Annotated in this window: 14 protein-coding genes and 1 pseudogene; 4 read left to right on the top strand and 11 right to left on the bottom strand. The window is 69.0% G+C overall.

The window, feature by feature from the left end; genetic code table 11:
* Positions 1–31 precede the first annotated feature (31 nt).
* A pseudogene (locus ABZ249_RS23125) lies at positions 32–420 on the top strand (transposase); the annotation flags it as partial.
* Positions 421–448: 28 nt separating this feature from the next.
* Here the strand turns inward: ABZ249_RS23125 and cofE are convergent.
* The 8 genes from cofE to ABZ249_RS23085 form a co-directional block, all read right to left on the bottom strand.
* Positions 449–1,252 carry a coenzyme F420-0:L-glutamate ligase gene (gene cofE, locus ABZ249_RS23120; protein ID WP_184366652.1) on the bottom strand — a complete coding sequence of 268 codons (804 nt, stop codon included), beginning with the start codon at positions 1,250–1,252 and terminating at the stop codon, positions 449–451.
* A gap of 8 nt (positions 1,253–1,260) precedes the next feature.
* The gene (locus ABZ249_RS23115) at positions 1,261–2,031 is read right to left on the bottom strand and encodes an SDR family oxidoreductase (protein ID WP_184366651.1); all 771 of its coding nucleotides are present in this window, start codon (positions 2,029–2,031) and stop codon (positions 1,261–1,263) included.
* Complete coding sequence (locus ABZ249_RS23110; RefSeq protein WP_221318899.1) at positions 2,028–2,753, bottom strand: class I SAM-dependent methyltransferase; 726 nt, start codon at positions 2,751–2,753, stop codon at positions 2,028–2,030. The genes ABZ249_RS23115 and ABZ249_RS23110 overlap by 4 nt, the downstream gene beginning before the upstream one ends.
* Positions 2,750–4,111, bottom strand: a complete 1,362-nt coding sequence (locus tag ABZ249_RS23105; RefSeq protein ID WP_017567549.1) for a hypothetical protein — start codon at positions 4,109–4,111, stop codon at positions 2,750–2,752. The genes ABZ249_RS23110 and ABZ249_RS23105 overlap by 4 nt, the downstream gene beginning before the upstream one ends.
* Positions 4,111–5,244, bottom strand: a complete 1,134-nt coding sequence (locus tag ABZ249_RS23100; RefSeq protein ID WP_184366650.1) for a cupin domain-containing protein — start codon at positions 5,242–5,244, stop codon at positions 4,111–4,113. Before ABZ249_RS23100 ends, ABZ249_RS23105 begins: the two co-directional genes overlap by 1 nt.
* Entirely contained in the window at positions 5,241–7,583 is a 2,343-nt protein-coding gene (locus ABZ249_RS23095; protein WP_017567551.1) for a glycosyltransferase, read from the bottom strand. Before ABZ249_RS23095 ends, ABZ249_RS23100 begins: the two co-directional genes overlap by 4 nt.
* 228 nt (positions 7,584–7,811) lie before the next feature.
* Positions 7,812–8,228: an ATP-binding protein gene (locus ABZ249_RS23090; protein WP_355266643.1), complete on the bottom strand. Its 417-nt coding sequence runs from the start codon at positions 8,226–8,228 to the stop codon at positions 7,812–7,814.
* Positions 8,225–8,512, bottom strand: coding sequence for a hypothetical protein (locus ABZ249_RS23085; protein WP_017567553.1), 288 nt, complete (start codon positions 8,510–8,512; stop codon positions 8,225–8,227). Before ABZ249_RS23085 ends, ABZ249_RS23090 begins: the two co-directional genes overlap by 4 nt.
* A 163-nt stretch (positions 8,513–8,675) precedes the next feature.
* Between ABZ249_RS23085 and ABZ249_RS23080 the strand changes: the two genes are divergently transcribed.
* Positions 8,676–9,551, top strand: coding sequence for a helix-turn-helix transcriptional regulator (locus ABZ249_RS23080; protein WP_026115261.1), 876 nt, complete (start codon positions 8,676–8,678; stop codon positions 9,549–9,551).
* Positions 9,552–9,565: 14 nt separating this feature from the next.
* On the top strand, positions 9,566–9,778 hold the full coding sequence (locus ABZ249_RS23075) for a DUF397 domain-containing protein (RefSeq protein WP_017567555.1): 213 nt from the start codon (positions 9,566–9,568) through the stop codon (positions 9,776–9,778).
* 319 nt (positions 9,779–10,097) lie between these two features.
* Here the strand turns inward: ABZ249_RS23075 and ABZ249_RS23070 are convergent, their stop codons facing one another.
* Positions 10,098–10,808 (bottom strand): haloacid dehalogenase-like hydrolase, encoded by a 711-nt coding sequence (locus ABZ249_RS23070; protein WP_017567556.1) that lies wholly within the window; start codon positions 10,806–10,808, stop codon positions 10,098–10,100.
* Positions 10,809–10,900: 92 nt separating this feature from the next.
* Here ABZ249_RS23070 and ABZ249_RS23065 point away from each other — a divergent pair, with 92 nt between their 5' ends.
* Complete coding sequence (locus tag ABZ249_RS23065; RefSeq protein ID WP_083934852.1) at positions 10,901–12,097, top strand: helix-turn-helix transcriptional regulator; 1,197 nt, start codon at positions 10,901–10,903, stop codon at positions 12,095–12,097.
* Positions 12,098–12,519: 422 nt separating this feature from the next.
* On the opposite strand, the gene ABZ249_RS23060 is transcribed toward ABZ249_RS23065, so the two are convergent.
* Both ABZ249_RS23060 and ABZ249_RS23055 read right to left on the bottom strand, forming a co-directional pair.
* A complete protein-coding gene (locus tag ABZ249_RS23060) occupies positions 12,520–13,965 on the bottom strand; it encodes an NADP-dependent isocitrate dehydrogenase (RefSeq protein WP_017567559.1) in 1,446 nt (481 codons plus the stop codon).
* 96 nt (positions 13,966–14,061) lie between these two features.
* The gene (locus ABZ249_RS23055; protein WP_355266449.1) at positions 14,062–14,529 is read right to left on the bottom strand and encodes a hypothetical protein; all 468 of its coding nucleotides are present in this window, start codon (positions 14,527–14,529) and stop codon (positions 14,062–14,064) included.
* Between the last annotated feature and the right edge of the window lie 62 nt (positions 14,530–14,591).

The following is a 14,591-nucleotide window of genomic DNA, read 5'->3' as shown; positions in this document are numbered from 1 at the left end:
ATCTCATTTAGGTTCTCGGTAGCCTGCTCCTGTGTCGATGGTGGAACGGCTGGTGCCCGACGAGCTGTGGAAACTGTTCCAGCGGGTGGTGCCCCAGGCACCCACCCGACCTCAAGGTGGTGGGCGGCGCAGACACTGCGACCACCAGGTGCCAGCCGCGATCATCTTCGTGACCACGTCCGGTTGCACCTGGGCCCGGCTCCTGCCGGTGTTCGGCCTCTCCGGGCCCACCGCGCATCGGCGCTTCACCGAGTGGACCCGGACCCGGGTCTGGGCCAAGTTCCACCGGCTCGTGTTGGACGAGCTCTGTTCCCGCGGTGAGCTGGACTGGTCGCGGTGCGCGATCGACTGGGTGAAGATGCGGGCTCTCAAAGAAGGGACCTGACAGGCCCGAATCTTGTCGATCGGGGCAAGAATGGGTAACCGCCCGGCTGTCACTGCATTCCGGTCAGCCTTTCGGCGGCCGGGTGAGCTCGATGTCGGCGTCCACTTCAGGCAGCGGCACCTCCACCAAAAGGTCGTGCATGCTGGCGAACTCGTCCATGGTGTACGGGGCACCACGTATCAGCACCACGGGGATCGCTTCGTTGGTCTGGCCCATGAGGGCGTGTGCGGCTCCGGCCAGTTCGTCTACGCGGTTGAGGTCTCCCCAGCTCGGGTTGCCGTACAGGTCCATGGCATCGGGCGCCGCTTTCTCGACGGCCGCGATCCCGGCCAGGCCGATCGCCTGGCCCTCGGAGCCTTCCCGCCATCGGTTGCCGAGGCTGTCGGAGATGATGACCGCCACGGTGGTGCCGGTGAGGTCGCGGATGCGGTCGCGGATGGTCCGTGCCGAGGCGTCGGGGTCGACGGGGAGCAGGCAGGCCCACCCCTCCTCGTACACCCCGCTGTTGGACAGGTCGACTCCAGCGGCGGTGTCGTACATGCCACGGTTGTCGACGGTGACGACGTGGCGTCCGATGATCTCCACGACCGCCTTCGACTCGTCCAGGTACAGCTGGCACAACCGGGCGTCGCGCCCGGTCAGCTCCGCCAGGCGTTCGGCGCGGGGGGTCGGGGTGACGGTGTTCAGCCGCACGACCCGGTCCTCGACCTTGGAAACGATCTTCTGGGCGACGACGATGACGTCGCCCTCGTGGAGACGGTGTCCATCGGCGTTGACGGCGTCGACGATGATCTGCCCGAGGTCGTCTCCCACGGTGATGCGGGGGATGCCGGGAAGGGCGCGCAGGGTCATGTCCCAGTTGCTCATGGTGTTCACTATTCCGAGTTAGCAGCCGATGGTGCAGGAGTTTTGGCAGACCGGTCGGGTGGGCGTTCGATGGCGGCGGGGCGCAGTTGACTGCTCAGGCCGCCGTCGAGGGTGAGTGTGTGCCCGCAGGCGCCGTCGAAGGCTGGGGAGGCGAAGGCATCCAGCGCTTCCACCAGTTCGGCGAGGTGCATGTAGGTGCCGCGGGGAACCAGGGCGATGAGGTCGTCGGCTCGTTCTCCGTCGGCTGCGGTGCTCGCCGATTCGGCCAAGGGACCGACGGCGACGGCACGAGGACAGAGCCGCGCACCGTGTTCGAGAGTGAAGGAGCGGACGAGCGACTCCACTCCGGCCTTGGCGGCGTCGTAAGCCGGTTGGTAGCGGTGGGCCCGGGTCGCACCGACGGAGGACAGGACCACCGCAGAGGCCTTCAGGTCTCGCTCCTCCAGCACCATCACCAGGGCACGTAAAGCGACGTACGCGGCGGTGAGGTTGTCGTGGACCAGAGCAGAGAACGCCGCTGGTGAGGTGTGGGCGATGGGGATGCGCGGGCCCAGGTGGGCGGCGGTGTGGAACAGCTCCACCCGGCCGGTCATCGGGGTGAGGCGTTCACGGAGCAGCATGGCGAACTCCTCCGAGGCCACGTCCACCTCGACGACGCCGGGAGCTGGACGGCGGTCCACCGCCAGCACCGGACCGCGGGCGCGCAGGTGCGTGGTCAGGGAGCCGCCGATCTGCCCCGCGGCTCCGGTGACCACCCGCAGCACGGTCCGCCGATTCACCACGCCTCCCGGGTGAGCTCTGCGGCGTACCAGGCAGGACCGAAGGTCTGGGTGCGGGTAACGGTGAGCCGGGCCTCGGCGGCGAGGGTGCGCAGGGTGTCCGGGTCGATCCAGGTCCAGTCGAACCAGTCCCCCACCGTGTTCTTGTAGCGCAGGCGCAGGCGCACATCGCCGGGGTAGCGTCCCTGGGCCAGGGCGTTGTCCACCCAGGCGCGGTGGGCGTGGGCGGTGGTCTTCCAGTTCACGCTGGAGGTGATGATCGTGCCACCGGGCGCGAGCCAGGAGGCCAGCCGTTCCAGGAACAGGGGAACGTCGTCCTTGGTCTCGGCGATGCCGAGCCCGCCGCCGAGGGCGATGACGGAGTCCACCGGGTGGATCGGCGTGTAGGTGTGGGCGTCGGCGAGCTGTGCCTCGACTCCACGCTCGTAGGCCAGCTCGACGGCCGGAGGGCAGGTGTCGATGCCGCGGGCACCGATCCCGCGTTCGGTGAGGATGGCCAGGTGGCGCCCGGTGGAGCAGCCGATGTCCAGGGCGGTGCCAGGCCGGACCCAGGCCAGCGCGGCCAGGTCTCCCGGAGGGCGAGCGCCGGGCTGGTCCATCCACCACGCCAGGTCCGTGGTGCTGGTGTGCCCGTCGGTGCGTTCCACCAGCAGCGGGGCCGAGAACAGGTCCCGGTCGGTGAAGGCCAGGGCCATCGGATCTTCGGTCAGGGCCTCGGTCATGAGTGCGTTTCCCTTCGCGTGGTCGCCCAGTGGGCGGGGACCTGGAGGTAGGTGTCATCGGCGCTGGCGTGGCCGGTGACGGTGAGGGTGCGGGAGGGCGGGGACATCGGGGTCAGGGCTCGCAGGTCGGCGGCGTTGGCGGCTTTGAGTGCGAGGGTGCTCTGGGGGCGCTGGGTGCAGGCCAGGCCCATCACCGCGAGGTGCAGGGCGTCGAACGCGGTGAGGTGGCCGCGGACGCGATGGGAGCGGGGGCCGACAGCTCGGTGCAGGTCGACCAGGGTCAGGGTCTCCAAGGCGTGGTTCAGGAGTTCGGGTAGCCGGTCCAGGTCGCTGAGGAACACGGTGTCGCCGCCGTGTTCGTGTGCGGTGGCGGTGTAGAGGTCGCGGACGGCGGCAGGATCGTGTCCGGTGTAGACCAGGGGCGGGGTGAGGTCGTCGATGACCAGGGTGATGGGCCCGGCCAGGGCCGCGCAGGTGATGAGGGTGCGGGTCTGCTGCGACAGCGCGGGGGCTCCGAAGAGGGGCACCGTCACGGGGTCGCCCAGGGCGTGAGTGCGGCTGTGCAGGCGGGTCGGTTCCTGCTGGGGCGGGGCGGTGCGCTGGCCGACCAGTCCGGTCGTAAGGAGCCGGTGCCACAGTGGCCCCAACCTCGTGCCGATCGACTCGGTGTGCACGCCCCCGTCGCAGGTGTCGGTCAACTCCAGGGTGAGGGCGCTCGCCCATAGGGCGTCAGTGCCCGCCGGAGGTCGCTTGGCGCCGGGCGGTGGTGGTGCGAAGGGATTGCGGGGGTCGTGCAGACGGGCCCAAGGCGCGTGCAGACGCAGGGAACGGAGCTGTTCTCCGGCGGCCAGCCCGTCGCTCAGAACGACGTGGGTGGTGTGGGCGGTGTCGGCTGCCGCGGTGACCAGGAGGCCGGGTTGATCGATGGTGCGGCGGTTCATGGGTGATCCGCACGTTCTACCCACCAGGTCGGCGGGGTGTGTGGTAGTGGCGTCTCCGCCGGCGCGCACATCGAACCCGTGGTCGGCGAAAGCCGCAGCGATCAGCTTGACCCGCTCGGCGGCCTGCGCAGAGGGGCCTCGCCGGGCGGCCGGTACCGACACCAGCAGCACGTGGGTGCCCAAGCGTGCGGCCTCGCAAGCGGAGTCCACGAGCTGGTGGAACGCAGTCGGGTTGAGCTGGGGCTTGGCCGTGTACAGCAGGGGGAAGAGCAGGGGTTCCCGCACCGCGGCCGAGCGTTCGTCCCAGGTGGGATCCCACCTGCGGCGGGTGGTGGTGCGCAGATCGGCCAACGGTGTGTGCGCGGGTGCGGTGGGGTCGAGCCAGGCGAACACCTGCGTCAGGTGGTCGGGGAGCATCACAGGTACCCCTTCCAGCGAGGGGAGATCTGGAACTCGCCCAGCGCCTGCTCCGTGCATTCGAGTAGCGTCTGGGATTGCTCCAACAGGCGACGGCACCAGACCGGATCAGTGACCCTGTCCAGGGCATTGCGCATCCGGTGTTCGGCTTCGGCCAATCGCGACTTCTGGTCGGCCTCCCACCAGGTGCGATCCGGGTCGGCGGGGTCGGTGGAGATCGCCGAGTAGAACCCCGGTAGACCGAGCCAGCCGATGTGGATCACACCGACCGAGACCTCCGCGTCCAAGTGGCGCAGGGCCTGGACGAGCACCGGCGCGAAGAGACGCGCGGAGTCGAGTTCCTCAGCGGACTGCACCGCCACCAGCACGTCCACGTCCGAGGCCGCGCAGGGCGGCTTGACGGACAGCGGAGACTGGCTGCCTTCTACGAACACTCGCAATCCCGTTGCAGCCGAGGCGGTGTGGAGCAGGTCCGCCTCGCGGACCCCAACCACCCGGGGCGCCGGGGCGACCCGGGTCGGGTAGAGGAAGGGACCCACCTGGCGGACCCGGTAGGTGCTCGGGTCGGACAGCAGTGTGGCGTCGAAGGCCGTGAAGTCTGCCGGCACCATGCGTTCCGGGGTGGTAGTGAAGCCGGTCTCCGCCGCTCGTGCGAGCGCCACCCGCAGCTCCTCCTCCCTGCTGGAGCGGGTGGAGAGCGGTGGGAAGTGGGGGGCGACGAGATCGGCGTGCTCCACCGCCGTGTCCCCGACCCGTTCCCGGTCGGGAAGGAAGGCGTTCACGCAGACGTAGGTGACGCCGCTCAGGGAGTCGGCCGCCAGGGTGTGCTGCCACCCGGTGGGCACGAACAGGGTGTCCCCGGGGCGGCAGGTGTACCGCGCGCGGCGGGTGCCGTGGGTGAGGGTGGCGGTGCCGACACCGGACAGGAACACGAAGGTCTGTTCCATGTCGGTGTGCACGTGTTCGGGCACGGCGCCGCCGCCCGGAACGCGAACGGTGAACACCTCCGTCGCCCCCGCCTGTTCACGGCGGACGAGGAAGTCGTTGGCGTGGGTGCCGAAATCGTAGGTGGCGCCGCCGGTTGCAGGGGTGTGGATGGGGGCGGTGAAGATCATGGTGAGCCTCGCTCTCATGCGGCACCCAGGCGGGCCGGGGGGCGCGTGGTGGTCGGAGCGGTGGTGAGCAGATGCGTGTAGAAGCCGGTCAGTGCGGTCGCGGCCTGCTCCCAGGAGGGCAGGCGGAGCCGATCGGGTCCGGTGGTCACGGCGGGGGCGGTCTCCGCCCAGCGCGTCAGTGCGGTGCGGTGGTCGAAGGGGTCGGTGGTGATCCACCACGGCGGCGCGGGTTCGGCGGTGTACAAGGCGGTTCCGCCGACAGGGGTGGAACTGAGGATGCGACGCCCCGCCTGGAGTGCGGAGACGAGGACCCCCGAGGAGTACAGGTGTGTGTAGGGCAACGCGACCCAGTCCACCTCGCCCAGCAATTCCCAGAACCGTGCGTCGGTGACGAATCCCGGCCGGTAGTCCAACCGGGGGTCGTCTCCCGCCAGGTCGGCCAGGGCGCAATCCGCGGTAGCCGAGTCGGGGTGCCCGGCCACGAGCAGGCTTGCGCCCGGCGGGGCGGCGGCCAGGAACACCTTCGCGAAGTCGAGGGTGCGCTTGTAGCCACGGACTCTTCCGAAGCAGCCCATCCGCAAGCCGCCGGAACGCGTCGGGGGCACCGGGCGAGGGTCGGGAAACAGGGGGTGGGGCAGGTGCACGGTCCCGCTGGGCAACCAGGGGCGCGCGGCGCGGACGGCGCGTTCGTGGTCAGGTGAGAAGAAGTGGGCGCCGTGGGTGAGGCGGTCCACCTCGCACAGGTATCCCCAAAGTTCTGGATCGGGTTCGTGCGGCGTGGTGTTGTGCACCGTCTGCACGAGTACCGCCCCGGAGGTGACCATGCGGTGCAGGAGGTCCAGTGCGGCGCGCGTACCGTGCTGCCGGGCGAGTTTCTCAGGCCAGTGCAGGTGCACCACGTCGGCCTCTCCGGTCACCGATCCGCCGATACGGAACAGCGGTGCCGCAGGGGAATCCACGCACAGGCCCGGGTGAATGACGTGCAGTCCGGCCTCACACAGCGCCGTCTCGGCCGCTTGCACGTAGGGATTCCAGCCGCAGAGTTCGGGAACCTGGAGTACCCGCACCCCGCTTCGGGTCTCCCCGATGTCGACGACGGTTCTGCCCTGGGACAGTGCCCACGGGGCCAGTCCCTGGACCATACGGGACAGGGTCTTCCGGTAGTCGTGAGCCCTGAGGATGCCCCGTCCGGCAGTGCGCATCCGCTCGCGCTCGGGTTCGCTCAACAGCAGGGACCGGCGTAGGGCGTCGGCCAGGGAGCGGGGGTTCGAAGGGGGGCAGGTGAACCCGGAGACGCCGTTGGTCACCAGGTCCGCGAGTCCTCCAGCGGTGGTGGCGACAACCGGAGCCGCTCCTGCGGCGTAGGCCTCCAGCGGAATTCGCCCGAAGGGCTCCACACGGGAGGGCACGACCAGCGCGCGGACCCCGGGGTGGGCCATCAGGGAACGAGCCCGGGCGGAAAAGCGCGTGATCAGGCTGGCGTCGAGGGCTCGATCGCGGATGAGCGCAGCCAACTCGCGTTGGTGGGCGGTCATCGGGGCTTCGGAGACCGCGGCGAGCACCAGGTGGGGCAGGTTCGCTCCGGCGCAGGTCAGCAACGACCATGCTTCCAGCAGGTCCTCGAAGCCCTTGCGGGGGACCGCTCGCCCCAGCGCCAGGACGAACCCCTCCTCTCCCACCCCTTCGGGAAGCAGTTCCGCGCCTCGGGACGGATGGAAGAGGTGGTCGGCAGAGGTGAGACCGTTGGTCACCTCCACGACGCACGCATCCGGAACCCCGAGGTCCGTGGTCAGGTGACGGCGCATGAACGGGGCGATCGCGCCGATGCGCACTCCGGCGGCGGCCGCCGCACGGAGGCTGCTGGCCTCCCAGGCGGTGCGTCCCAGGTTCCCGGGGCAGTGCAGGGCCGCGCTGGAACGCGGCAGCACCAAGCTCTCCCACCCCGAACGTCTCGGGGCTCGGGCCGCCGTTTCGAGAAAGGGCACGTCCAGGAGCAGGAGCAATCCGCGCTGGTAGGAGCCCATCACCTGCTCAAGCGCCAACAGGGTGTCCCGAGTCAGAGCGGCGAACGCGGGCATTCCACCGAACCGGCTCCGGCCCCCGGTGCCGTTGGCCAGCGGGTGAACGCGCACGGTCCTCGACGTACCGAGGCTGTCGGTGAGAGCTCGGTGCCAGTCCCGGTCATGGTGTCGGCTTCCGGCGGACACCTCCACCGGAAGCACCACAAGGTCCACGGCCGGATCGGGGATGCCGTCGAGGATCTCGATCAGGCGCCGGTTGCTGTGCCCGGCGCCGGTGCCGCATCCGTACCAGCCGTCGTGGACGGCGACGACGACCGCACTCGTGTGTCTGCGCATCTATGACCTCCTCGCGCGCCCGGTACGGGCGGAGGGTTGTTCGTTCGTGGTCCGGGTGGGGGCATCGCGTTGCGGATGACCCCACCCGGTGCCCCGGGGGACGGTCCCGGGGAGGGGCCGCCGTCGCTCCTGTCCGCCCTCTTCGGGGAACCGGGGTTCCCACGGCAGGCGGCGGCCGTTCGGCCCGCGCATGGGGTCGGGGATCGCCCCGGATGCGCAGGGCGCTTGTTATCGGGAGATCTCCACGAACACGCCGGAGCCGGTGTTGATCGGCCCCCAGGCCAGGCTCAGGGCCTCGACCAGGAGGAGGCCGCGGCCGTGTGTGTCCTCCGGAGACGGATCGCCGCGCCGGACGCGGCGCCCGGGTCTGGGGCCAGCGTCCTTGACCACGAGCCGGATCCGATCTCCATAGATGTCGAGTCGGAGGGTGACCCGGCCATCGGGCAGACCGCTGCGGGTGTGCTTGATCGCGTTCGTCACGAGTTCCGAGACGAGCATGGGGAGTTCCTCGGGCGGCTCCACCTCCCAGCGGAGGAGGGTCCCCGTCACCCAGGAACGGGCCTTCGAGACCGACCCGAGGTCTTCTCCCGGCAAGGTGCGCCTCCCTTGGCGCAAGGGCGCCTGCGTCGCGCTCAAGGTGATCACCACTCCCGGCCTTCCTGGCTGTGAGGGGAAGCGGTGGCGACGAGGGTCTGCCTTCCCCGATCGGCGCCCGCCTTCTCCCAGGGCAGTTGCGGACGGTCGGGGAGCCGGGGCGCGGGACGACCCGTGGTCGCGCTCGGCAGCACGAGGCGGACGGGGGTGGCGTGGACCGGCGAAGGCTCGGGCACTGCGTGGTGGCGGGTCCGGTCGACCGCCCGGGTGGCCTTGAAAGCCACGGCTCGGACGAGCAGCCACACCCCCGAAACGATGAAGAGCAGGTGGCGCACAGCGACCTCCTGTACGGATACCGGGTTGAACTCCCGGCTGGGGTGAACGAGACTCCATCATGAACTCAGACAGTCTAAAAAGCAATGCCTTATTTAGACTGTCTGATTTTTGCTTCTTGGAGTTCGTCCGGACCGTAGGATGCAGATCAGGCGAGAAGGCCCCATGACGACCGGTTCCAGCGATTCCAGCCCCACGGCGCGCCGCCGCCGACTCAGCGCAGAGCTGCGGGCACTGCGAGAGGGACACGTGCAGCCGGACGGCCGCAGGACCACATCCGTCGATGTGGCCGAGACCCTCGGATGGGCGCGCTCCAAGCTGAGCCGGATCGAGAACAACCAGTGGAAACGCCCGTCGCCACGGGACGTCAAGGACCTGCTGGACTACTACGGCGTCGAAGACGAGGACCGCCGGGCGTACATCCTCACCCTGGTCACCGAGGGCCGTAGCAAGGCGTGGTGGAGCGAGACCGAGGACCTCTACGGTGGCTCCCCCAACTACATCGGTCTCGAAGCCGCCGCCCGCCGCATCCGCTCGTGGGGGTATCTGGTGCCCGGGCTGTACCAGACTCCCGGCTACGCCACGGCGGTCGTGCGCGGAGGCGGGATCCGCGACGAGGACGAGATCAAGCGGCGAGTTGAAGCCCGCATGAAGCGCCAGTCGATCCTGAGCGGCCCGGAGCCGCCCCAGGTGTGGGCCGTCGTCGACGAGGCGGCGATCCGCAAACCCGTTGGTAGTTCCGAGGTACATGCCGAGCAGATCCGACACCTGATCGAGCTGACCAAAGCGGAGCACCTCACGCTCCAGGTGATGTTGGACAGCACCGGCGCCCACCCCGGTATGGGCTCGCCGTTCGCCATCTTGAACTTCGAACCCACCGAACGCCCGGTGGTGCACCTGGAGACCCTGACCGAGAGCCTCCTGCTGGAGGAGACCTCCAAGACCGACCGATATGACTTGGTGTTCCATCACATATCGGCCAGGGCCGCCTCTCCCGACGAGACCGTGGCCCATCTGGAAGAAGTACTGAACAACCTGTGAAAAGGACGTCCGCCGTGACTCACCCTCTCCGCCGGACCGCGGACCGGGACTTCGTGTTCCGCAAGGCCAGCTACTCCACGTCCCACGGCCAGGACTGCGTGGAGGTCGGGGATCTTCCCGGAGTGTCGGCCGTGCGCGACACCCGGCATCGGGAACTGGGCGCTCTGCTGTTCCCGTCGGGTGAGTGGTCGGGCCTCGTGGCCGCCGCGAAACGGGTGCGTTCTTAGCGTCCGCTCTACCTGACCAGGAAGAAGGGTCCCACCGGTTGGTGGGACCCTTCCGTTCTTCCTTATCGAAATACAGCCGCACCGGGTCGCCCATCTTCGTCACGCGATGAACGAACGACGCTACGACTGTGGCCGGTCGATGGTTCTGGCCCCGAGCAAGGGTGAGCGCAGAGCTAGGAAAACGTCCGACATGGATCGACACCGGCCCCGCAGCAGATGAGCTGGGTGTTCGCGTGCTCCCGGCGGACGGGCCCGGTCGGTAGCATGCGGGGGGCCAGGACCCCGCACACCCGGCAAGACTGAGATGGCGAAGGAATGGTCACTTCTCGACGAGTTCGGAGAGCAGCTCCACGATGTCCGTATCGGCGAGGGACGCGAGCACCCGGTCAGCACCCGCCCGGCGGAGTTCCTCGACCGAACTCGCCCCGGAGGCCACTCCGAGGACACGAGCTCCGGACGTCAGCGCGGCCTCCACGTCCTTAGGGGTGTCGCCGATCAGGACGATCTGCGAGATGCTGATCGGTTTCCCCAGCTTCTCCGCAGTGCGTCGGTGTGCGACTTCGACCAGGGCTGGGCGGTTGTCGTCATCGTCGCCGTAGGCCCCCAGATCGAAGTCCAGCCATCGGTCCAGGCCGAAGGCAGCGAGCTTGATCTCCGCCGCCGCCCGTGTGTTCCCCGTGAGCACGCTCTGGACGATGTGCTGTCGTCGGCTCAAGGTCTGGAGTGCCTCGGTGACTCCGGGCAGGGCTCGGCCCTGCGTCCGCAGCCGGTCCTGGCGTCGCCGGTATCCGTCGGCCTGTTCCCGCAGGAACCGCTCGAACACCTCCGGTCCCGGATCAGTGATCCCGTTCAGGTGGAGGGTCTTACGCAGCAGGACCGGTTCGGTGTGCCCGGCGGCTTTGGCCATCCCCGCGGACAGGGGACGCCCGGTGGCGGCTTCGAAGGCTTCGGCGAACACTTCGCCACCCACGCCTCGGGTCTCGATCAGGGTGTGGTCCACGTCCCAGAGGACGAGCAGGGTGTCGGGCATCGTGCCTCCGATGGGGAAAAGGCGGCCGGTGGTCGAAAGCGCCGTTCTACGATGGGCTTCTGGCCCGCGCCCCTCACGTTGAAAGGCCGGACATGTCGCTGGGGAAGTCGTTCGCGCAGAGACTACGGTGGCATCGTCGGCGTCAGGGCAAGTCCCAGGCGGTCATTGCGGGGCTGGCCGGGTTGAATCCGGAGTATCTGGGGCAGATCGAGCGCGGGCAGCGCACCCCTACCCTCGACACCGTCGAGGCCATCTCCCGTGCCCTCGAAGTACCCGTCGGAGAACTGTTCGGTGAGGTGAAGGACATCCCGGCCGAGCCTACCGATGGGCATATCGCGACGCAGTTGCACAGCGCACTCCACTCGGGCACCACCGCCGGTGACGCGACCGATCTTCACCTTCCCGAACTGCGCGAGCGCGTCGACCGGGCATGGGAGATCTGGCAGGGAACGCCCGACCGCTACAGCAGGCTCTTCCCGTTGATCGTCCCGTTGACCAGGGACGTGGTCCGGTACTGCGCTGCCGAACCATCCCCCGCGGACAGGGCCCTGGCTGCGGACACCTACGGGCTTCTGCGCACGGTGGCACGCCGGATCAACCTCACGGACCTGGCTCTGCTGGCGGCCGAACGCGGACTCCGGGCGGCCGAGCGATCCGAGGATCCCGTGCGAGTGGCGACCGCGCGGTGGAACCTCGCGCACGCGCTCCTGGGTCTCGGTGAACACGCTTCGGCCCTGGAGGTCGCCCGCGAGGCGGCCTCCCGCATCGGGCCCGCCTCCGGCCGCGAGGTCGCCGCGATCACCGGGGCGCTGTGGCTGACCGCCGCGGTCGCCCGCGCCCGATCAGGTGACGCCTTCGGTGCCCTGCGGTGGATCGAGGAACACGCCGCTCCTCTGGCGGACCGTACCGGCGAGACCAACGTGGGGCGCACCTGCTTCGGCCCGGTCAACGTGGGCATGCACATGATGAACATCGAGCTGGAACAAGGTCAGGCCGCCTCGGCGCTGGCGATGGCCGACCGCGTCGACGCCTCCGCCCTGGCCTCGCGCGAACGGCACACCACCTGGGCCCTGGACCTGGCGCGCGGCCACGTCCTCCAGCACGACCCGGGCGCGGCGATGCTGTACCTGCTCCAGGCCGAGATCACCGGCGCCGAGGACCTGCGCTTCAACCCCGACGCCCACACGATCCTCAACCGCGTGGTACACCGCGCCCGACCCGCGCTGCGCACCCAGGCCATCTCGCTGACCAGGCGCCTGAACCTGGAAGGGACCATCCTGTCCAGTTGAGCTGTTCCCTAGACCCCACCACTGTCAGCACGCTGTACTCACCTCCGCATCTGCGGGGAGCACTACTGCCATGGCTCTGTGGACGCCGCCCCCGCAGACTCACCCCCGACGACCAGCCCCGCGCGTGCGGAGACGAGCGCCTGAACAGGAAGCGCAGGGCCAACTTGGGGAGACCGCCCCCGTGAATCTCCCCGGCCTTCCAATGGTTGGTGGTCCGGGTCCCCGCCCTCACGGGCCGCAGACTACCGCCATGCATCTCCGTGTCGATCCGGCCGCGGCAGCTCACACCGAGTCACGAGGATCCTCGAACAGTCCGCTGTACCGCCCACCGGCAGGTGGTACGGCACGGGAACACGCTCGGCCGGGGCCCGCGCACCGCGACCTCCCGCCGCCGGCCGGGCGACCGTCCCGGCCCGCGGCGGCTACTGGCCCTGGCCACGGGTGAAGGCGGGCTCGCCGTCGAACGCGTAGAGACCTTCGGTCTTGATGGGTTCGATGCCGTGCTCCACCATCCGGGACTGGAGGGCGACGATCTCGGCGGCGGTGGTGGAACCGTCCGGGTCGAGGAAGCGGCATCGCCAGTGATCGGTGAGCAGGGTCTCGGCCGCGCCGCCCGGCCACACCTTCTGACCCCGGTTGGAGATCATGTCAAGCCGCAACGGTCCGGCGAGCGGGACGAGCCTGTCGGCGAGCTCGGCCGGGGTGGTCCCGTTCTCGTGGACGAACACGTCGACGCCGAGCCGGGTCTTGGCGGCAGGGGGCCGGTCCTTCAGCTGCACCGTGATCGGCCCGCGCTGCGTGTAGTGAGCCGCCGGAAGCCGTTCGGGGCCCTGGCCGAGACGCTCGATGACCGCGGTCGCGAACGCCCGGGTGCCGACCTCGGCGGTGCTGGTGTCGGGGTGGTGGACGTCATAGGTGTGGACGCCGTCCTCGATGGTCCGCAGCCATGCGTTGTGCACCCTGCTCGCGACGTCGGTCTGTCCGATGTGGACGAGCATCTGCACCGCGGCCAGCAGCAGCCCCGAGGGATTCGCGACGTCCTGGCCGGCCCGCCGGGGGGCGGATCCGTGGATGGCCTCGAACATGGCGATCCGCTCACCGATGTTGGCGCTTCCGGCGAGGCCGACCGATCCGGCGATCTGGGCGGCGACATCGGAGAGGATGTCGCCGTAGAGGTTGGGCAGGACGACGACGTCGAACGCCTCGGGGGTGTCGGCGAGCTTGGCCGCACCGATGTCGACGATCCAATGCTCGGCTCGGATCTCGGGATAGTCGGTGGCGACCTCGTCGAACACCTTGTGGAACAGGCCGTCGGTCATCTTCATGATGTTGTCCTTGGTGAACGCGGTCACCTTGGTCCGCCCATGGGTGGTGGCGTACTCGAAGGCGTAACGGATCACCCGCTCGCACCCCTGCCGGGAGATGAGCTTGAGGCACTGGACGACCTCGTCGGTCTGGCGGTGTTCGATGCCCGCGTAGAGATCCTCCTCGTTCTCCCGGATGATGACGACGTCCATACCGGGATGCCTGGTGGCGACGAACGGTGCGTAGGCGACGCACGGCCGGACGTTGGCAAAGAGGCCGAACGTTTTGCGCACGGTGACGTTGAGGCTCTTGAATCCACCGCCCTGCGGGGTCGTGATGGGGGCCTTGAGGAACACGCCCGTGCGGCGGATGGATTCGAGCGCCTCGGGAGTGACGCCGGCGGGGTTACCGGCCCGGTAGACCGACTCTCCGATGGTGATCGTGTCGATATCGAGGGCCGCTCCGGCTGCGTCGAGCACGGATAGCGCGGCCTCCATGATCTCCGGACCGATTCCGTCACCGTGGGCAACGGTGATCGGTACGGGTGTCGGGTACGACGTCATGATCTCTCCTCGACTCGTGATCGACGGCCGGGACGGGTTCCCCGGTCGGTCGGCTGGTCTGATGCGATGGGTGACGTGGTGGCAGGAGAGAAGCGCTCACTCTTCCGTGGGCTTCAGCGGCCCGACGATGCCGTGTTCTCGGTCATGGACGTACCAGTGTTCGGTGATCAGGTGCGGCTGCCGGGCCCGCAGCGCCGTCATGCTCGTCTCCACGGCGTCACCCTCGGCGAAGACGGGCACGAACACCTCCGGAGAGCCCGGTTCGGGCACTGGGCCCGCCACCAGGGAGTCAAGAATCCGGTTCTGCCACTCGAACGGATCCGGTGTTTCCCGCAGGGCGGGTCCGTCCATCCAGCACAGGGTCCAGATGCCCGCCAGTGAGAACGACCTCTCGATCCACACCGCCTTCACGGTGTGTGATTGTGAGGGGGCGGCGTCGGTGTCTTCCGCATACGACACGGGCAGTCCGGCTTCGAGTTCGGGGCGGATCCACACCCCGAGCAGCCGGTTCGCTCCCGATTCATCTCCGAACTGCCGTCGATAGTTGACCAGGTAGTCGCTCACGTTCTCGACCGCGGACCTGACGTCGTCCACGCTTCGGACCAACAGGAGCGTATTCATCGGAT

It is taken from the genome of Nocardiopsis sp. NPDC006139 (assembly GCF_040614155.1).
In the GTDB taxonomy this organism is placed as follows: domain Bacteria; phylum Actinomycetota; class Actinomycetes; order Streptosporangiales; family Streptosporangiaceae; genus Nocardiopsis; species Nocardiopsis changdeensis.
Note: the sequence above shows the minus strand (reverse complement) of the source record. Positions and strands in the feature narration are given on the sequence as shown.

Coding starts and splice junctions, on each gene's coding strand:
- ABZ249_RS23080 (WP_026115261.1), top strand. CDS start 8,676: ATGACGACCGGTTCCAGCGATTCCAGCCCCACGGCGCGCCGCCGCCGA.
- ABZ249_RS23110 (WP_221318899.1), bottom strand. CDS start 2,753: ATGACCGAGGCCCTGACCGAAGATCCGATGGCCCTGGCCTTCACCGAC.
- ABZ249_RS23060 (WP_017567559.1), bottom strand. CDS start 13,965: ATGACGTCGTACCCGACACCCGTACCGATCACCGTTGCCCACGGTGAC.
- ABZ249_RS23070 (WP_017567556.1), bottom strand. CDS start 10,808: ATGCCCGACACCCTGCTCGTCCTCTGGGACGTGGACCACACCCTGATC.
- ABZ249_RS23095 (WP_017567551.1), bottom strand. CDS start 7,583: ATGCGCAGACACACGAGTGCGGTCGTCGTCGCCGTCCACGACGGCTGG.
- cofE (WP_184366652.1), bottom strand. CDS start 1,252: ATGAGCAACTGGGACATGACCCTGCGCGCCCTTCCCGGCATCCCCCGC.
- ABZ249_RS23100 (WP_184366650.1), bottom strand. CDS start 5,244: ATGAGAGCGAGGCTCACCATGATCTTCACCGCCCCCATCCACACCCCT.
- ABZ249_RS23105 (WP_017567549.1), bottom strand. CDS start 4,111: ATGCTCCCCGACCACCTGACGCAGGTGTTCGCCTGGCTCGACCCCACC.
- ABZ249_RS23065 (WP_083934852.1), top strand. CDS start 10,901: ATGTCGCTGGGGAAGTCGTTCGCGCAGAGACTACGGTGGCATCGTCGG.